Here is an 18,396-nt window from a genome sequence, read left to right as displayed (position 1 = left end):
CGGCCATCCGCCGCGCCCCACAGCTCGGGCAGAAACCGCGACGCTTACAGCTGAAAGCGACCAGGTGCTCGGCGTGGCAAGACTCGCAGCGAACCCGTAGAAAGCCATGCTCCAGCCGCCCGCATTGGAGAAATTCTTCAAATTCCCGTTGCACATAGCCCGGCAATTCCTTTCCCTGCTCTGCCATAAGCGCAGCGAATGCCGGGTAATACTCGTCAACGATCTGATAGAGAAGGGTTTGCTCGGGTCGGTGGCTCTGGTAACGACCAGTATCCCGATCCCGGCTGGCCGTCCTGGCCGCCACATGAGGCATGTTCCGCGTCCTTGCAATACTGTGTTTACATACAGTCTATCGCTTAGCGGAAAGTTCTTTTACCCTCAGCCGAAATGCCTGCCGTTGCTAGACATTGCCAGCCAGTGCCCGTCACTCCCACTCGATCGTCGCCGGCGGCTTGCTGCTCACGTCGTAAGTGACCCGGGAGACGCCCGAGATCTCGTTGATGATGCGGTTGGAGACCGTTTCCAGCAGTTCGTAGGGCAGGTGCGCCCAGCGGGCGGTCATGAAGTCGATGGTTTCCACCGCCCGAAGGGCGATTACCCACTCGTAGCGGCGGCCATCGCCAACCACGCCGACCGACTTCACCGGCAGGAAAACCGCGAAGGCCTGGCTGGTCTTGTGGTACCAGTCCGCCTTGTGCAGCTCTTCGATGAAGATGGCGTCGGCGCGGCGCAGCAGGTCGGCGTATTCCTTCTTTACCTCGCCGAGGATGCGCACGCCCAGGCCGGGGCCAGGGAAGGGATGGCGGTAGACCATGTCGTAGGGCAGGCCGAGTTCCAGGCCGATGCGCCGTACCTCGTCCTTGAACAGCTCACGCAGGGGCTCCACCAGCTGCATCTTCATGGTTTCGGGCAGGCCGCCGACATTGTGGTGGGACTTGATCACGTGGGCCTTGCCGGTCTTGGCGCCGGCGGACTCGATCACGTCGGGGTAGATGGTGCCCTGGGCCAGCCAGTTGACATCCTGCAGCTTGGTGGCCTCGTCATCGAAGACATCGATGAAGGTATTGCCGATGATCTTGCGCTTGGCCTCGGGGTCGTCGACACCCGCCAGTTTGCCCAGGAACAGGTCCTCGGCATTGACCCGGATCACCTTCACCCCCATGTTGCGGGCGAACATGTCCATCACCTGATCGCCTTCCTGCAGGCGCAACAGGCCATTGTCGACAAACACGCAGGTCAGCTGATCGCCGATGGCCCGGTGCAGCAGCGCCGCCACCACCGAGGAATCGACGCCACCCGACAGGCCCAGCAGCACCTTGTCACTGCCCACGGTCTCACGGACCCGGGCAATGGCGTCCTCGACAATGTTTGCCGGCGTCCAGAGGGCGTCACAGCCGCAGAGCTCCAGCACGAAGTGTTCGACAATGCGCTTGCCCTGCAGGGTGTGGGTCACCTCGGGGTGGAACTGAATGCCGAAGAAGGGCTTTTCCCGGTGGGCCATACCGGCGATCGGACAGCTGTCCGTCTCGGCGATGACCTCAAAGCCTTCGGGCAGGCCACTGACCTTGTCGCCGTGGCTCATCCACACGTCCAGCAGGCCGCTGCCGTCGTGGTCCAGGTGGTCGCGGATATCATGCAGCAGCCCGCTACCCTCGCCGACCACGCGAATGCGGGCATAGCCGAACTCGCTGGTGGGTGAGGCGCTCACGGTACCACCGAACTGGGCGGCCATGGTCTGCATGCCGTAGCAGATCCCCAGTACCGGCACGCCGAGTTCAAACACGCAGGCAGGAGCCCGGGGCGAGCCCTCCGCGGGGACCGACTCGGGCCCCCCGGAGAGGATAATGCCACTGGGGGCGAAGTCGCGGATGGCCGCCTCGTCCAGGTCGTAGGCATGGATTTCACTGTACACACCGATCTCGCGCACGCGGCGCGCGATCAGCTGGGTGTACTGTGAGCCGAAATCCAGGATCAGGATGCGGCTGGCGTGGATATCGGCGGTCATGGGCAGGTCTGGCCTCAGCGAATGGGGTAGTTGGGCGCTTCCTTGGTGATCGACACGTCATGGACGTGACTCTCGGACATGCCGGCGGCGGTCACCTTGACGAACTCGGGACGGGTGCGCATGTCCTCGATGGTGTGGCTGCCGGTGTAGCCCATGGCCGAGCGCACGCCGCCCATGAGCTGATGAATGATTGCGGACACAGGGCCCTTGTAGGGGACGCGCCCCTCGATGCCCTCGGGCACCAGTTTGTCGGAGCCCTTGCTGGCATCCTGGAAGTAGCGATCGGAGGAACCCTGGGTGCGCGACATGGCACCCAGGGAGCCCATGCCGCGATAGGCCTTGTAGGTCCGTCCCTGGTACAGCTCCACCTCACCGGGGGCTTCCTCGGTACCGGCAAACATGCTGCCCATCATGACGCAGTGGGCACCGGCGACCAGTGCCTTGGCGATATCACCGGAAAAGCGTACACCGCCGTCGGCAATGATGGGAATTTCGCGCCCCGCCAGGGCCTCGACCACATTGGCGATAGCCGTAATCTGGGGTACGCCGGTACCGGTGACCACACGGGTGGTGCAGATGGAACCGGGACCGATACCCACCTTGACCCCGTCGGCGCCCGCCTCGACCAAAGCCAGCGCCGCGGCGCCGGTGGCGATAACAGGAAGCTGTTCCCGGTGATTTCAGGATGCCGTTTCCAGCTCTTCCCTTGATCACTGCTGGAGAGAAGAACGCCATCGTTGCCAGCAACAACAATAGTGTTCCGGTTGCTGGCCATGGCCTGATAGAAATCGGTTCTTTTGGTGGGCTGACTCTCAATGCTTCTGACCGCTTCAAGGTTGAGCGGGGCTTCGCATCCTGTCAGCAATAGTGTAGTGGCGCTGGTAAACACCAGTGCAGCGCCGGAGGTGCGCAAAGAGCGCATAGGGGCTTCTTGCATTGTTCTGTCACCGTCTTTGTTTTTGTGAAGTAAAGCGACTTACGGTGATTCAGCAATGTCTGTGCCAGATTGTTATTGATTTTTTAACGTACTGAATAACAGAGGGTTTTCTGAGGCAGGTAGTATCTAAAGGGTTGTGAGGATGACCATTTTCAGCGTTGACTTTTATCAAATGATAAATTCCAGATTCCAGTTGCTGATTTGATCAGTTTACGAAAGCAGCAACATCCGTGTCGCACTCAAACGGACCTAGTCCTCAGTGAGAATACCCGATTTCTTCAGGCGGTAAGCTAGGGCGGGGCGGGTGAGGCCCAGCAGTCGGGCGGCTTTGGAGACGTTCTGATTGGCTTGCTCCATGGCTTGGCGCATCAGGGTTTCTTCTACCTCATCCAGGCTTATTCCAGCCCCCAGAATCGTATCAGACCAGCTGCCCGTGCCGCCTTCCGGTGGGCCGGACCGCATATTGCCTTCTTCATCAATACGCTCACCTGGCTGTTTGTCCGTCGCGGGCGGAGTCACAAACAGGGCATCCTGACTGATGGTTTCGTTGTTGTCGGTCAGGATCACCCCCCGCTCAATCACATTCTCCAGTTCCCGGATATTGCCCGGCCAGTGGTAGCTCATGCACAGCGACAATGCCTTGTCGGAGAGGCCAAGCGTGCGCTTCTCGTACTGGGCGTGGAACTTCGCAAGAAAGTGCCCCGCCAGCAGAGGCAGGTCTTCCAGGCGATCCCGCAGGGCCGGAATCTGTACCGGGAAAACGTTTAGGCGATAAAAAAGATCGGCCCGGAACCGGCCTTCCTCGACCGCTTGCTCAAGGCTTTCGTTAGTGGCGGCAATCACCCGGACATTCACCTTGCGGGTGCGGTTGTCGCCCACCCGCTCCAGCTCGCCCTCCTGAAGAACTCGTAACAGGGTGGCCTGGGCCCGAGGGGTCAGCTCAACCACTTCATCCAGAAAAATCGTGCCGCCGTGGGCTCGTTCGAAGCGGCCCTCACGAGCCTGGTTGGCGCCGGTATAGGCGCCTTTTTCCACCCCGAACAGCTCGGCTTCAATCAGGTCTGGCGGAATGGCGGCGCAGTTGACGGCAATGAATGGGCCGTCGGCCCGCTCGCTGCGCAGGTGAACACTCTTGGCGATGACTTCCTTACCAACGCCGGTTTCACCGAGCAGCAGCACAGACACCTTGCCCTGGGCGGCCTTGTCGATCATCTTGCACACTTTGTTATAGGAGGCCGACTGGCCGATGCCGTAGTACTGGCCCTGCTGTCGCTGCAGGGTACTGCGCAGGGAGTTCAGTTGCTCCTGCAGGTCGTAGAGCTCTTCAATGATCGGGTCTGCTTTGAAGTGGCGGGAAAATTCTTTTGCATCCGGCCATTCCTCCGCCGGTTTGCCTTCAATAATGCACTTCTCATCGCCACAGCCCCGGCAACTCACTTCCCGGAAGATGATTTCCCGCCTCATGAATGACGATGTATAGGCGCAGGCGTACCCCAGCAACACCCAGCAGGCCGGCTCGCTCATTTGCCCCAGTTCGGTTTTGCAGATTTCAACTTCCCAGGAGTCAATCCATTCAAGGCGGCCATAGAAATCGCCGGTTTCCTGGTCCAGATCGATTTCCAGTGGGATCACCTTGACCATGCCTTTGAGCGAGTGTAACTGGGGGCCTGCCAGGAAAATGTCCAGCTCACTGCAATGCGGGCGAAGTTTGCGGGCCAGCTCGGCATCTTTCAGGCCAGACAGATAACCCTGCCGCAGAAAGAACCCTTTGGCTCTCTCTGCGCCCATGCTGTTGACGATCTCACGGCGAAATGCACCCAGTGAGGTGAGGTTCATCAGCAGCATCCGCTGCTCGCCAAACCAGATCTTGCCTTCCGAGCTTTGGAAATGAATCTGCTCCGTCAGATCCTTGAAATCGGTATAGTTCAGTTGTGGCTTGTAACTGACAGCCATGGTCGGAGACCCCTTTTATAGTTGTAGGCGGAGAACAGCTCATTCGGAGCTCATTAATTGATCATCTAACACCTGATCAAAGTCAAAAATCAACCAAATAGTAAAAAAATGGCGGTAATCGTTGAAATGGGCCTTGGTCTGAGCATTTGATCAGATCACCCTTGATTTTGATCTTTTGGTAAAAAATAAGCCCTTCTCGCGCTGGAACCTGTCGCCAATTTTGCCCGCTTCGGGCTTTTGTGCGGGCCTGAAAAACCTATCCAAAACAGTAGCTTAATCCTCGTCTCCTGACCGGTCTGGCCAAAGTGGCACAGCCGTTGCTCAGTACTCTGCAAGCCGACCACAAACATAAACGGGGCTCAGTATGACGAACCAACCAGAAGCCAAGACTTTTAACGAAATGACCCGCTACATCCGGGTCCGCAGCGAGCCGGGTGACAAATTCGTGGAATTCGATTTTGCCATTGGTTATCCGGAGCTGTTCGTCGAGCTTGTCCTGCCACGGGAAGCCTTCGAGATCTTCTGCAAGCACAACAACGTGGTCCATATGGATTCGGACATGATCCGTGAGATCGACGAAGACATGATCAAGTGGCGCTTCGGCGAGCGCGGTCAGCGTTACTGAACAACAGCAACACCCACGATCTGATTCACAAAAACAAAACGGAAAGATTGATATGAGTATCGAAATCAAAACCACCTCGGTGGAGCCCATTCGTCACACCTACAGCCACATTGCGCGCCGATTTGGTGACAAGCCGGCGACTCGCTATCAGGAAGCGAGCTACGACCTGGAGGCGAAAACCAACTTCCACTATCGCCCCCAATGGGATTCCCGATACGAGCTCAATGATGATCGCCGTACCGCCATCCGCATGGACGACTGGTACGCGGTGTCTGATCCCCGCCAGTTCTATTACGGCGCCTACGTAGGCAACCGGGCCAAAATGCAGGAGTCCGCCGAGACCAGCTTTGGTTTTTGCGACAAGCGCAACTTGTTGACGCGCCTGCCGGAAGAGACTCAGAAGCAGCTGCTGCGCCTGCTGGTGCCTTTCCGTCATGTTGAGCTGGGCGCCAACATGAACAACAGCAAGATCGCGGGTGACGCTGTAGCCACCACCGTTTCCCAGATGCACATCTACGCCGCGATGGATCGTCTGGGCATTGGTCAGTACCTGTCTCGCATTGCTCTGTTGATTGACGGTAGTACCGGTAAGGCACTGGACGAGTCCAAAGGCTACTGGATGGATGACGAGCTGTGGCAGCCCATGCGCAAACTCGTGGAGGACACCCTGGTCGTTGATGACTGGTTCGAACTGACCCTGGTTCAGAACATTCTGTTGGATGGACTGATGTACACCCTGGTGTACCACACAATGGATGCCTGGCTTGCGACTCAGGGTGCGGAAGACGTTTCCATGCTCACCGAGTTCATGCGCGACTGGTACAAAGATTCCCTTCGCTGGACCAACGCCATGATCAAAGCCGTCGCCGGTGAGAGCGAAGCCAATTGCGAACTGCTCCAGACGTGGATCGATCAGTGGGAGCCGCAGGTCTATAGCGCTCTCCAACCACTGGCAGAAGCCTCGGTGGGTATTGACGCTCTGGATGAAGCCCGCGCGGAGCTTTCTACCCGCCTGAAGAAATTCGGACTGCAGAGTAGGGGAGTCTCAGCATGAGCCAGTTGGTATTCATTGTATTTCAGGACAACGACGACTCTCGCTATCTCGCCGAAGCGGTTATGGACGATAACCCTCATGCGGAAATACAGCACCAGCCTGCGTTGATCCGGATCCAGGCTGAGAAGCGCCTGGTGATAAATCGGGAAACGATGGAAGAAAAGCTGGGGCGCGATTGGGATGTTCAGGAAATGCTCGTAAATGTCATCAGCATCGGCGGCAATGTCGATGAGGACGATGACCATTTTATTCTTGAGTGGAAATAATTGGGAGAATCATCATGGCTGTTCAAAACAAGAAATTGAATCTTAAAGACAAGTACCAGTACCTGACCCGCGACATGGGTTGGGAGCCAACCTACCAGAAAAAGAAGGACATTTTTCCGGACGAGGATTTTGAAGGTATCAAGATTACCGACTGGTCCCAGTGGGAAGACCCGTTCCGTCTGACTATGGATTCTTACTGGAAGTACCAGGCGGAAAAAGAGAAGAAGCTGTACGCCATTTTTGATGCCTTTGCCCAGAACAACGGCCACCAGAACATTTCAGATGCTCGCTACGTCAACGCCCTGAAACTGTTCCTCAGCGGTGTGTCGCCGCTGGAACACGCGGCCTTCCAGGGTTATGCCAAAACAGGTCGTCAGTTCAGTGGCACCGGTGCGCGGGTGGCCTGCCAGATGCAGGCGATTGACGAGTTGCGTCACTCCCAGACCCAGCAACACGCCATGAGCCATTACAACAAGCACTTTAACGGCCTGCACGATGCCGCGCACATGCACGACCGGGTGTGGTTCCTGTCGGTACCCAAATCCTTCTTTGACGATGCCCGCACCGCGGGTCCGTTCGAATTCCTGACCGCGATCTCGTTCTCGTTCGAATACGTGCTGACCAACCTGCTGTTCGTGCCGTTCATGTCCGGCGCCGCCTACAACGGCGACATGGCCACCGTCACCTTCGGTTTCTCTGCCCAGTCAGACGAAGCACGACACATGACTTTGGGCCTGGAGGTGATCAAGTTCATCCTCGAGCAGCACGAAGACAACGTGCCCATCGTTCAGCGCTGGATCGACAAGTGGTTCTGGCGCGGTTTCCGCCTGCTCAGCCTGGTCAGCATGATGATGGACTACATGCTGCCGAACAAAGTCATGTCCTGGTCTGAGGCCTGGGAGGTGTATTACGAGCAGAACGGTGGCGCCCTGTTCAAGGATCTTGAGCGGTACGGCATTCGTCCGCCCAAGTACCAGGACGTGGCCAACGATGCCAAGCATCACCTCAGCCACCAGCTGTGGACCACCTTCTACCAGTACAGCCAGGCCACCAGCTTCCATACCTGGATTCCAGAGAAGGAAGAGATGGACTGGATGTCTGAAAAGTACCCGGACACTTTCGACAAGTACTACCGCCCGCGTTACGAGCATCTGGCGAAAGAAGCCGCTGCTGGTCGTCGGTTCTACAACAACACCCTGCCGCAGCTGTGCCAGGTGTGCCAGGTGCCGACCCTGTTCACCGAAATGGGCGCGCCCACCAAGCTCAGTCACCGTCAGTTGAAGTATGAGGGCGAGCGCTACCACTTCTGCTCCGAAGCCTGCTGTGAAATTTTTGAGCATGAGCCGGAGAAGTACATCCAGGCCTGGTTGCCGGTGCACCAGATCTATCAGGGCAACTGTGAAGGTGCAGATGTCGAGACTGTGGTGCAGAAGTACTACCACATCAATATCGGCGAGGACAATTTCGAGTACCTGGGCTCTCCGGACCACAAGCGCTGGTTGTCCATCAAGGGCATCAAGCCGGCCGACGAGGACAAAAACGCAGCCTGATACTGATTCGGGAATCGCCCGGCTGCCGCTGGCGCCGGGCGACCTGCCCACAAAAACAACAAGGTGACCACTATGAGTGTTAACGCTTTATACGACTACAAGTTTGAAGCCAAAGACAAGGTTGAGAACTTCCACGGCATGCAGCTGTTGTATGTCTACTGGCCGGACCACCTGATGTTCTGTGCTCCCTTTGCACTGTTGGTGCAGCCAGACATGTCCTTCCGGGCTTTAGTGGACGACATCATCAAACCGGCCACCGCGTCGCACCCGGATTCTGCCAGGGCGGACTTTCTGAAGGCGCAATGGCTGCTGAACGACGAGCCTTTTACACCGAATGCCGAGGCCAGCCTGACCGACAACGGCATTGACCACAAAAGCATGCTGACGGTCACAACACCTGACCTCAAAGGCATGGCTGGCGTCGGATACTGAGGGTAGAGCTATGAGCCACACCGTAACTATCGAACCCATTGGCGAGCAGATCGAAGTGGAGGATGGCCAGACCATCCTCGCGGCAGCGCTCCGCCAGGGCGTCTGGTTGCCGTTTGCCTGCGGTCACGGTACCTGCGCTACCTGCAAGGTTCAGGTGCTTGAAGGCGACGTCGAGATTGGCGACGCCTCACCGTTTGCCCTGATGGACGTGGAGCGAGGCGAAGGCAAGGTGCTGGCCTGCTGCGCCACGGTCGAAAGCGATGTCACCATCGAAGCCGACATTGATGTTGATCCGGATTTTGAAGGCCATCCTGTTGAGGATTACGTCGCCACCGTCACCGACATCGTGGACTTGTCGCCCACCATCAAGGGTCTGCACCTGAAACTGGACCGCCCCATGACCTTTCAGGCTGGCCAGTATATCAACATTGAACTGCCTGGCGTTGATGGCGCCCGGGCCTTCTCCTTGGCCAATCAGCCCAGTAGGGCTGACGAAGTGGAGTTGCATGTGCGCCTGGTCGAGGGCGGCGCGGCCACCACTTACATTCATGAGCAGCTGAAAGCCGGTGATGAGCTGAAGTTGTCGGGCCCTTACGGTCAGTTCTTCGTGCGCAGCTCTCAGCCCGGCGACCTGATTTTCATCGCTGGCGGCTCCGGACTGTCCAGCCCGCAATCGATGATCATGGACCTGCTGGAGCAGAACGATGAACGCAAAATCGTGTTGTTTCAGGGTGCCCGCAACCAGGCCGAGCTGTACAACCGGGAGTTGTTCGAAGCCCTCGACCGTGACCACGACAACTTCACCTACGTGCCAGCGTTGAGCCAGGCCGAGGATGATGCCGACTGGAGCGGATATCAGGGCTATGTGCATGAAGCCGCCAAGGCACACTTTGATGGCCGGTTCGCCGGCAACAAAGCCTACCTGTGTGGACCGCCACCGATGATTGATGCGGCGATCACCGCCTTGATGCAGGGCCGGTTGTTCGAGCGCGACATTTTCATGGAGAAATTCCTGACAGCGGCCGACGGTGCGGAAGACACCCAGCGTTCAGCCCTGTTCAAGAAGATCTGACCGGGAGGCGGTATGGCCGAGTTCCAGGTGTTCAACCGCACAACGGGTGACCACTTCATCTGCCAGGAAGGCCAGAGCGTGCTCAAGGCTATGGAACAGCTGGGTATGAAGTGCGTGCCCGTGGGCTGCCGGGGTGGTGGCTGCGGTTTTTGCAAGATCCGGGTTCTGGAAGGGGATTTTGAGTGCGGCAAGATGAGCAAGGTGCACGCCCCTCCCGACGCCGTCGAAAAAGGGGAGGTCCTGGCTTGCCGGATCTACCCGCTGACCGACTTGACCATCGAGTGTGTACCTCTGCCTGAGGCGGCACTTGCGAAGCAAACAACAACAAAACCGTTGAGGTAACTGTCATGAAAAAAGGTGTAATGCGTCCCGGCCACGTTCAGATCCGGGTTCTCGATATGGGCGACGCCGTCAAACACTACACAGACCTGTTGGGTTTGATCGAAACCGATCGTGACGACCAGGGGCGTGTTTATCTGAAGGCCTGGAGCGAAGTGGACAAGTTCTCTGTGGTTCTGCGCGAAGCCGATGAGCCGGGCTGTGACTTTATGGGCTTCAAGGTGGTGGACGAAGCTGCCCTGAACCAGCTTGAAAAAGACCTTGTCGATTACGGTGTTGAGGTTGAGCAAGTACCGGCGGAAGAGTTGAAAGATTGCGGTCGCCGCGTTCGCTTCACTGTGCCCTCCGGTCATGCCTTTGAACTTTATGCTGATAAGAAATATACCGGAAAGTGGGGTGTGTCCAGCGTTAACCCGGAAGCCTGGCCTCGCGGCCTGCAGGGCATGAAGGCGGTGCGTTTTGATCATGCCTTGTTCTACGGCCCGGAATTGGCCGCAGTGTATGACATCTTCGTCAACGTGTTGGGCTTTTACTTGGCGGAACAGGTTCTGGACCCCGAAGGCACCCGTGTGGCGCAGTTCCTGACCGTGTCCATGAAGGAGCACGACGTGGCCTTCATCCACCACGAAGAGAAAGGCAAGTTCCATCACGCCTCTTTCTTCCTGGATACCTGGGAAGCCGTACTGCGGGCGGCGGATCTGATCTCCATGACCGATACCTCCATCGATATCGGCCCGACCCGTCACGGCCTGACCCACGGGCAGACCATCTACTTCTTTGACCCGTCGGGCAACCGTAACGAAGTGTTCTGCGGCGGCGACTATCACTACCCGGATCACAAACCCATTACCTGGAAGGCAGAAGACCTCGGTAAGGCGATTTTCTACCACGATCGCGTACTGAACGAACGCTTCCTGACCGTGTTGACCTGATTACCAACAGGCCAAACGGGATTCAATTTAACAGGACTAGGCAGCCATGAAAGAGTTCAAACATTTTATCAACGGCGAGTACGTGGCTTCGGCCAGCGGCAAAACTTTCGAAAATCGCTCCCCGGTGGACAACAGCCTGATTGGCCAGGTTCACGAGGCCGGCGAGGCGGAGGTCGATGCTGCCGTTCGTGCCGCTAAAGCTGCGCTTAAGGGGCCTTGGAGCAAGCTGACCCAAAAGCAGCGTGCCGCCATCTTGAATAAGATCGCGGACCGCATCAACGAGCGTTTCGACGAATTTCTGGCCGCAGAGTGTCTAGATACCGGCAAGCCACGGTCAATGGCCAGCCACATCGATATTCCTCGCGGTGCAGCTAACTTCAAGGAATTTGCGGACTCCATGAACCATCCTACTGAGGGCTTCCGAATGGATACCCCGGATGGCAAGGGCGCCGTGAACGTAGGCCATCGGACACCAAAGGGCGTTATTGCCGTGGTGTCTCCATGGAACCTTCCTCTGTTGCTGATGACCTTCAAGGTTGGCCCTGCGCTGGCCTGTGGTAACACAGTTGTTGTTAAACCGTCGGAAGAAACACCTGCCACGGCCACGTTGCTGGGTGAGGTCATGAACGAGTGTGGTGTGCCACCTGGTGTGTTTAACGTGGTGCACGGTTTTGGCCCTGATTCTGCGGGTGCCTTCCTGACTTCTCATCCATTAGTGGATGCGATCACCTTCACCGGCGAAACCCGCACCGGTGAGATCATCATGAAAGCGGCCGCAGTGGGCCTGCGTAATGTTTCCATGGAGTGCGGCGGAAAAAACCCTGGCCTTGTTTTTGCCGACTGCGATCTCGAGAAAGCCGTGGAGGGCACCATGCGCTCCGCGTTTGTCAACTGTGGTCAGGTTTGCCTGGGCACCGAGCGGGTGTATGTAGAGCGCCCGATTTTTGATCAGTTTCTCGCGCGCATGAAAGAAGAGGTGGCCAAGCTGAAACTGGGACGACCAGAAGATCCTGAGGCGAATTTCGGACCGCTGGTCAGCCTGGAGCATCGCGACAAAGTTAAAAGCTATTACGACCTGGCTCGCGAAGAGGGTGCCACCGTCGAGATTGGTGGAGGCATTCCTGACATGGGCGCAGAGCTGAACGATGGCGCCTGGATTGAGCCCACCATCTGGACCGGCCTGCCTGAAGACGCCCGTGTTATCCGTGAAGAAATTTTTGGCCCTTGCTGTCACATCCGCCCTTTCGACACCGAAGAAGAAGCCATCGAGCTGGCCAATAACACCAGTTACGGCCTTGCCTGCGCCATCTGGACAGAAAATTCTGCCCGAGCTCTTCGCGTCGCGGAACAGATGGAAGTTGGTCTGGCGTGGGTGAACTCCTGGTTCCTGCGTGATCTGCGCACATCCTTCGGCGGCGCCAAACAATCAGGGATTGGTCGTGAGGGCGGCGTGCATGGTCTGGAGTTCTACACTGAAACCAAAAACATCTGTATCAAACTGTGAGGTAGCCATGAACGTACCTGTAGACAGCCCTGAAATCGGGCGTGAGATCACCGCGGCCGGCTACCGGACCAATGTGCACGATCACGGCGAAGGTGGCTTCCCATTGATGATGATTCACGGTTCCGGCCCCGGGGTAACCGCCTGGGCCAACTGGCGCCTGGTGATTCCCGAGCTGGCCAAACACCGCCGTGTGGTTGCGCCGGACATGCTCGGCTTTGGTTACAGCGAGCGCCCGGAAGACAAGATCTATAACCGTGAGCGTTGGGTAAAACACGCCATCGGTGTTATGGACGAGCTGGGGCTTGATCAGGTCGATCTGGTGGGCAACTCCTTCGGGGGTGGTCTGTCATTGTCGTTGGCCATCGAGCATCCAGAGCGCGTTCGCCGTCTGGTACTGATGGGCTCTGCCGGGGTCAGCTTTCCGATCACCAAAGGCCTGGATGAAGTCTGGGGTTACCAGCCCTCGCTGGAAACCATGCGCCGGTTGATGGATGTATTTGCCTTCAACAAAGGCCTGCTGACCGATGAACTGGCAGAGATGCGTTACCAGGCCAGCATTCGCCCGGGCTTTCAGGAGTCCTTTGCGGCCATGTTCCCGGCCCCGCGTCAGCGTTGGGTGGACAACCTGGCCAGCCCTGAAGAGGCGATCCGCGCGCTGCCCCACGAAACCCTGATTATCCACGGTCGCGAAGACGAAGTGATTCCCCTGGAAGCCTCATATAAGTTGGCTGAATTGATTGATCGTGCCCAGCTGCACGTGTTCGGCCGCTGCGGTCACTGGACACAGATTGAACACGCCTCCCGGTTCGCCCGGTTGGTCGACGATTTTCTGAACGAGGCGGATCAGGCCGGCGCCGGAGGCAAGTAATGGATAAGCAAAAAATCCAGCAGTTCGGCGACGAACTGTACGAAGCCATGGTCAAGCGGGAAGCAGTCTCCCCGCTGACCAGCCGTGGCGAAGACATCAGCATCGAGGATGCCTACCACATCTCCCTGCGCATGCTTGAGCGCCGGCAGCAGGCCGGTGCCCGGGTAATCGGCAAGAAGATCGGCGTTACCAGCAAAGCGGTGATGAACATGCTGAACGTTCATCAGCCGGATTTCGGTTACCTGACCGACGACATGGTGTTCAACAGCGGTGAAGCGGTGCCCATCAGCGACCGCCTGATTGCCCCTCGTGCCGAAGGCGAAATTGCCTTCATCCTGAAAAAGGATCTGACCGGCCCGGGTATCACCAACGCAGACGTGCTGGCAGCGACCGAATGCGTGATGCCCTGTTTCGAGATTGTCGATTCCCGCATCCAGGACTGGAAGATCGCCATTCAGGACACCATTTCCGACAACGCGTCCTGTGGCCTGTTTGTGCTGGGCGACAACGCGGTTTCGCCCCGGGATATCGACCTGGTGACCTGCGGCATGGTGGTGGAGAAGAACGGTTCCATCATCAGCACCGGCGCCGGCGCAGCCGCGTTGAGCTCTCCAGTGAACTGCGTGGCCTGGCTGGCCAACACCCTGGGCGAGTTTGGTATTTCCCTGAAGGCAGGTGAAGTCATCCTGTCGGGCTCCCTGGTACCGCTGGAGCCGGTGAAAGCCGGTGACACCATGCGTGTGGACATTGGCGGGATTGGCAGCGCTTCTGTGCGCTTTGTCTGATCCGGACCAAACGAGGACAAGATTATGAGCAAGAAAATCAAAGCCGCGATTATCGGCTCGGGCAACATCGGCACCGACTTGATGATCAAGATCCTGCGTAATGGCAAGAACATCGAAATGGGCGCCATGGTCGGTATCGACCCGGAATCCGACGGCCTGGCCCGTGCCAACCGCATGGGCGTCGCCACCACCCACGAAGGCGTGGACGGCCTGGTGAAGATGCCGGAGTTTGCCGACATCGACATCGTGTTTGATGCCACCTCCGCCGGTGCCCACATGCACAACGAAGTGTTCCTGCGTGGCCACAAAGAAAACATCAAGATTGTGGACCTGACGCCGGCGGCCATCGGGCCGTACTGCGTGCCGGTAGTGAACCTGGAACAGAACCTGAATGAAGGTAACGTGAACATGGTTACCTGCGGTGGTCAGGCCACGATTCCGATGGTGGCCGCTGTGTCTCGCGTGGCCAAGGTGCACTACGCCGAAATCGTTGCGTCGATTTCCAGTAAGTCTGCCGGCCCCGGCACCCGCGCGAACATCGACGAATTCACCGAAACCACCTCCAAGGCCATTGAAGTGGTCGGTGGTGCCCAGAAGGGCAAGGCCATTATCATCCTGAACCCGGCCGAGCCGCCCTTGCTGATGCGTGACACCGTCTACGTGCTGTCTGACGCTGCTGATCAGGCGGAAGTCGAAGCCTCCGTAGAAGAAATGGTGCAAGCCGTGTCGTCCTACGTACCGGGCTACCGCCTCAAGCAGAAAGTCCAGTTCGACCTCATTCCTGAAGACCAGCCCATGAACGTCCCGGGTCTCGGCCGCTTCAGTGGCTTGAAAACCTCCATCTTCCTGGAAGTGGAAGGTGCGGCCCATTACCTGCCCGCGTACGCCGGCAACCTGGACATCATGACCTCCGCCGCCCTCGGTACCGCCGAGCGCATCGCCGAATCGCTGGTCAACTGAGGAGGACCGAACCATGACCTTTAATCCCGGTAAAAAACTCTACATCTCCGACGTGACCCTGCGAGACGGCAGCCACGCCATTCGTCACCAGTACTCCATCAAGAACGTGCAGGACATCGCACGGGCCCTGGACAAGGCAAAAGTTGACAGCATTGAAGTCGCCCACGGCGACGGCCTGCAAGGCTCCAGCTTTAACTACGGCTTTGGCGCCCACACCGACCTGGAGTGGATTGAAGCGGTGGCCGAAGTGGTGGAACACGCCCAGATTGCCACCTTGCTGCTGCCCGGTATTGGTACCGTCCACGACCTGGACAACGCCTACAAAGCCGGTGCCCGCATTGTACGTGTGGCCACCCACTGCACCGAAGCGGATGTCTCCAGGCAGCACATCGAGCACGCAAGAAAGCTTGGCATGGACACCGTGGGCTTTCTGATGATGAGCCATATGCAGACCCCGCAGGGCCTGGCTGAACAGGCGAAGATGATGGAAGACTACGGCGCCACCTGCCTGTATGTGGTCGATTCTGGTGGTGCTATGAACATGAACGACATCCGGGACCGCTTCCGCGCCCTGAAAGACGTTCTCAAGCCGGAAACCAAAACCGGTATCCATGCCCACCACAACCTGGCGCTGGGTGTGGCCAACTCCATCGTTGCAGTGGAAGAAGGCTGTGACCGCATCGACGCCAGCCTCTCCGGCATGGGTGCCGGTGCCGGTAACGCCCCGCTGGAAGTGTGCATTGCCGCCTTCGACAAAATGGGCTGGGACCATGGCACCGACGTGTACGCCCTGATGGACGCGGCTGACGACATCGTGCGTCCGTTGCAGGACCGCCCGGTGCGTGTGGACCGTGAAACCCTGGCGCTGGGCTATGCCGGCGTTTACTCCAGCTTCCTGCGCCACTCCGAAGTGGCTGCACAGAAGTATGGCCTGAAGACTGTGGATATTCTCGTTGAACTGGGCAAACGCCGGATGGTGGGTGGCCAGGAAGACATGATCGTGGACGTGGCGCTGGATCTGCTGAAGGCGCAAGAGGAGCAAAAAGCATGAGCAAGACCCTGAGCAATGATCAGATGCTGGCCCTGGCCGAGCACGTAGAAAACGCCGAGTTGAACGCCCACGACATCACCAAGGTCACCAACGATTACCCGGATATGACCTTCGAAGACGCCTACGACGTGCAGTGGGAAATCCGCCGTCGTAAGGAGGCCCGTGGTAACAAGGTGGTGGGCATGAAGATGGGCCTGACCTCCTGGGCCAAGATGGCTCAGATGGGTGTGGAAACCCCGATCTACGGCTTCCTGGCGGATTACTTCAGCGTACCAGACGGCGGTGTGGTCAAAACCAAAGAGCTGATCCACCCGAAAATCGAAGCCGAGATCGCCTTTGTGACCAAGGCACCGTTGCACGGCCCGGGCTGTCATATCGGTGACGTACTGGCGGCGACGGATTTCGTGATCCCGGCGGTGGAAGTGATCGACTCCCGCTACGAGAACTTCAAGTTTGACCTGGTGAGCGTGGTGGCCGATAACGCCTCCTCCAGCCGTTTCATCACCGGTGGCACCATGGCCAACGTGGCCGACCTGGACCTGAAAACTCTCGGGGTAGTAGTCGAGAAGAACGGTGAGATCGTCGATGTTGGCGCCGGTGCTGCGGTTCTGGGCCACCCGGCCTCCAGCGTCGCCATGCTGGCTAACCTGCTGGCCGAACGGGGCGAACACATCCCGGCTGGTACCTTCATCATGACTGGTGGCATCACCGCGGCGATTGCCGTGGAAGCCGGTGACAACATCAGCGTTCGCTACCAGGGCCTGGGTACTGTCACGGCCCGGTTCGAATAAGGAGGCTTTATGCCCGTTGCTCAAATCAACATCCTGGAAGGTCGTACCGACGAGCAAAAGGAGATGCTGATCCACGAGGTAACCGACGCCATTGTCCGTTCCCTCGGAGCGCCGGTTGAAAGTGTGCGTGTCATTCTCAACGAGATGCCCAAGCAACATTTCGGCATTGGCGGGCAGTCGGCGAAAAAGCTGGGGCGATAAGCCCCGGCGATGATTGCGGATTTTAAGGAGAAGGCACATGAGCAAACTTCCGGTGTTATTTGTCTCCTGCGATGCGGACAACATCCAGTCCCAGGAACAGGCCGGCTCAGGGCCTGCACGGATGATCTGGGGCAAGCAGTACAAAAGCGTGGTGGTGATCAGCTCCAGTGCCGGCCAAAATGCCCCGGAAATCCTGCAGCTTAAAGGCAACGGCTCCACCGGGGGCAGGATAAAGGCGCTGCTCTCAGACCAGGGATTTGAGCCGGAAGTGCATTCACGAGACGTATCGAGCAGGCACCAGTTGTTCCGGGTGCTTCTGGCAGAGGAGCCGGGGGAGTTAACGGAACTCATCCTTAATACCAGTATGAGTGAGCTTGAATACCGGCGAGTCGGGCGGTGTCTGGAGGTGCTTCGGGAACAGGATGTCCTTGTGATCTGCCTCGATGACAAGCCTTGCCATAGAGAAGCAGACGGTGTTTCCCTGCACGACCGGCATTTACGGGAGCTACTCAGTGCCTGGGCACAGGATCAGCAGTGGGTCGCCGTGATGTCATTCAAGGGCGATGCTGCGGGCTCCACCCAAACCAATCGCCTGGATGACCCGACGGTGTGCCTGCTCAATGCCGCGTTTACCCTGGGGGGCTCGCAGTTTCCGCAACGGATGTTCAGCAGTGGAATGAACAATGCGGCACAGATGCTGTCCGGATTTGGCTGGATGAGATAGCAACTATGGATAACAACCAGGAACTACGTATAGGAAGAATAAACGCCCTTTTCACCCAAGTCCAACAGCTTTGGACCGCAGTTGACTCTTTCGACACCCCTGCGATGCAACCCAATCCGGCTGACGGGGAGCCAGCAACGCTGAAAATTTACCCTCCTCTTTCCCACTAGCGGCTCCTTTTCCGACAACCAGCACGGCGGATCCCTGCCGCGGCGCTGTGAACGCAGCATTTTGATTGGTATCGTTGGCCTTCAGGCTCGTCAGTCAAACAGACCCAGGAGCAGCTCAGCCGGTGGCGCCCGGCTTTCGGGTAACGCCCTGGTCCCGCTGGTTTCGGCTTTGTGCTT

The 18,396-nt window shown here is 58.0% G+C and carries 20 protein-coding genes and 1 pseudogene; 17 read left to right on the top strand and 4 right to left on the bottom strand.

The genetic code is table 11. The features are described from left to right. The 3 genes and pseudogenes from G533_RS24210 to guaB all read right to left on the bottom strand — a co-directional run. On the bottom strand, window positions 1-313 hold a 313-nt coding region (locus G533_RS24210; RefSeq protein WP_185681511.1), incomplete at its 3' end, for a transposase zinc-binding domain-containing protein. A 111-nt stretch (window positions 314-424) separates the two neighbouring features. After that, window positions 425-2,005: a glutamine-hydrolyzing GMP synthase gene (gene guaA / locus G533_RS0118250; RefSeq protein ID WP_027951176.1), complete on the bottom strand. Its 1,581-nt coding sequence runs from the start codon at window positions 2,003-2,005 to the stop codon at window positions 425-427. 14 nt (window positions 2,006-2,019) lie between these two features. Further along, window positions 2,020-2,661, bottom strand: a pseudogene (gene guaB / locus G533_RS22830) (IMP dehydrogenase); the annotation flags it as partial. Between the two features lie 29 nt (window positions 2,662-2,690). Here guaB and G533_RS24650 point away from each other — a divergent pair. Then, window positions 2,691-2,873 carry a hypothetical protein gene (locus tag G533_RS24650; RefSeq protein ID WP_144079952.1) on the top strand — a complete coding sequence of 61 codons (183 nt, stop codon included), beginning with the start codon at window positions 2,691-2,693 and terminating at the stop codon, window positions 2,871-2,873. 318 nt (window positions 2,874-3,191) lie between these two features. Here G533_RS24650 and G533_RS0118240 read toward each other — a convergent pair whose 3' ends face one another. Continuing rightward, window positions 3,192-4,895 (bottom strand): sigma-54-dependent Fis family transcriptional regulator, encoded by a 1,704-nt coding sequence (locus G533_RS0118240; protein WP_027951175.1) that lies wholly within the window; start codon window positions 4,893-4,895, stop codon window positions 3,192-3,194. Window positions 4,896-5,259: 364 nt separating this feature from the next. Here G533_RS0118240 and G533_RS0118235 point away from each other — a divergent pair, with 364 nt between their 5' ends. The 16 genes from G533_RS0118235 to G533_RS0118160 all read left to right on the top strand — a co-directional run bounded on the left by G533_RS0118235 (window position 5,260) and on the right by G533_RS0118160 (window position 18,049). Continuing rightward, window positions 5,260-5,520 (top strand): phenol hydroxylase subunit, encoded by a 261-nt coding sequence (locus G533_RS0118235; protein ID WP_027951174.1) that lies wholly within the window; start codon window positions 5,260-5,262, stop codon window positions 5,518-5,520. A 52-nt stretch (window positions 5,521-5,572) separates the two neighbouring features. Then, window positions 5,573-6,574 (top strand): aromatic/alkene monooxygenase hydroxylase subunit beta, encoded by a 1,002-nt coding sequence (locus G533_RS0118230; RefSeq protein ID WP_027951173.1) that lies wholly within the window; start codon window positions 5,573-5,575, stop codon window positions 6,572-6,574. Continuing rightward, complete coding sequence (locus G533_RS0118225; protein ID WP_027951172.1) at window positions 6,571-6,840, top strand: MmoB/DmpM family protein; 270 nt, start codon at window positions 6,571-6,573, stop codon at window positions 6,838-6,840. The genes G533_RS0118230 and G533_RS0118225 overlap by 4 nt, the downstream gene beginning before the upstream one ends. A gap of 14 nt (window positions 6,841-6,854) precedes the next feature. Further along, on the top strand, window positions 6,855-8,390 hold the full coding sequence (locus G533_RS0118220) for an aromatic/alkene/methane monooxygenase hydroxylase/oxygenase subunit alpha (RefSeq protein WP_027951171.1): 1,536 nt from the start codon (window positions 6,855-6,857) through the stop codon (window positions 8,388-8,390). A 72-nt stretch (window positions 8,391-8,462) separates the two neighbouring features. After that, window positions 8,463-8,822 (top strand): phenol hydroxylase subunit P4, encoded by a 360-nt coding sequence (locus G533_RS0118215; protein ID WP_027951170.1) that lies wholly within the window; start codon window positions 8,463-8,465, stop codon window positions 8,820-8,822. Window positions 8,823-8,832: 10 nt separating this feature from the next. Then, complete coding sequence (locus G533_RS0118210) at window positions 8,833-9,894, top strand: NADH:ubiquinone reductase (Na(+)-transporting) subunit F (protein WP_027951169.1); 1,062 nt, start codon at window positions 8,833-8,835, stop codon at window positions 9,892-9,894. 12 nt (window positions 9,895-9,906) lie between these two features. Further along, window positions 9,907-10,236, top strand: coding sequence for a 2Fe-2S iron-sulfur cluster binding domain-containing protein (locus G533_RS0118205; protein ID WP_027951168.1), 330 nt, complete (start codon window positions 9,907-9,909; stop codon window positions 10,234-10,236). Between the two features lie 5 nt (window positions 10,237-10,241). Continuing rightward, window positions 10,242-11,165, top strand: coding sequence for a catechol 2,3-dioxygenase (locus G533_RS0118200; RefSeq protein WP_027951167.1), 924 nt, complete (start codon window positions 10,242-10,244; stop codon window positions 11,163-11,165). 46 nt (window positions 11,166-11,211) lie between these two features. Further along, window positions 11,212-12,669 (top strand): 2-hydroxymuconic semialdehyde dehydrogenase, encoded by a 1,458-nt coding sequence (locus G533_RS0118195; RefSeq protein ID WP_027951166.1) that lies wholly within the window; start codon window positions 11,212-11,214, stop codon window positions 12,667-12,669. Window positions 12,670-12,676: 7 nt separating this feature from the next. After that, window positions 12,677-13,537, top strand: coding sequence for an alpha/beta fold hydrolase (locus G533_RS0118190; protein ID WP_027951165.1), 861 nt, complete (start codon window positions 12,677-12,679; stop codon window positions 13,535-13,537). Continuing rightward, window positions 13,537-14,322: a 2-oxopent-4-enoate hydratase gene (gene dmpE, locus G533_RS0118185; protein ID WP_027951164.1), complete on the top strand. Its 786-nt coding sequence runs from the start codon at window positions 13,537-13,539 to the stop codon at window positions 14,320-14,322. The genes G533_RS0118190 and dmpE overlap by 1 nt, the downstream gene beginning before the upstream one ends. Before the next feature lie 24 nt (window positions 14,323-14,346). Further along, the gene (locus G533_RS0118180) at window positions 14,347-15,282 is read left to right on the top strand and encodes an acetaldehyde dehydrogenase (acetylating) (protein WP_027951163.1); all 936 of its coding nucleotides are present in this window, start codon (window positions 14,347-14,349) and stop codon (window positions 15,280-15,282) included. A gap of 13 nt (window positions 15,283-15,295) precedes the next feature. Further along, on the top strand, window positions 15,296-16,333 hold the full coding sequence (gene dmpG / locus G533_RS0118175) for a 4-hydroxy-2-oxovalerate aldolase (protein ID WP_027951162.1): 1,038 nt from the start codon (window positions 15,296-15,298) through the stop codon (window positions 16,331-16,333). Then, on the top strand, window positions 16,330-17,124 hold the full coding sequence (dmpH, locus tag G533_RS0118170) for a 2-oxo-3-hexenedioate decarboxylase (RefSeq protein ID WP_027951161.1): 795 nt from the start codon (window positions 16,330-16,332) through the stop codon (window positions 17,122-17,124). The genes dmpG and dmpH overlap by 4 nt, the downstream gene beginning before the upstream one ends. A gap of 9 nt (window positions 17,125-17,133) precedes the next feature. Continuing rightward, the gene (locus G533_RS0118165; protein ID WP_027951160.1) at window positions 17,134-17,325 is read left to right on the top strand and encodes a 2-hydroxymuconate tautomerase; all 192 of its coding nucleotides are present in this window, start codon (window positions 17,134-17,136) and stop codon (window positions 17,323-17,325) included. Window positions 17,326-17,362: 37 nt separating this feature from the next. Next, window positions 17,363-18,049 carry a hypothetical protein gene (locus tag G533_RS0118160; RefSeq protein WP_027951159.1) on the top strand — a complete coding sequence of 229 codons (687 nt, stop codon included), beginning with the start codon at window positions 17,363-17,365 and terminating at the stop codon, window positions 18,047-18,049. Window positions 18,050-18,396: the final 347 nt, after the last annotated feature.

Origin of the sequence: Haliea salexigens DSM 19537 (assembly GCF_000423125.1) — a bacterium.
Taxonomy (GTDB): domain Bacteria; phylum Pseudomonadota; class Gammaproteobacteria; order Pseudomonadales; family Halieaceae; genus Haliea; species Haliea salexigens.
This window is presented reverse-complemented; position numbering and strand designations above follow the sequence as displayed.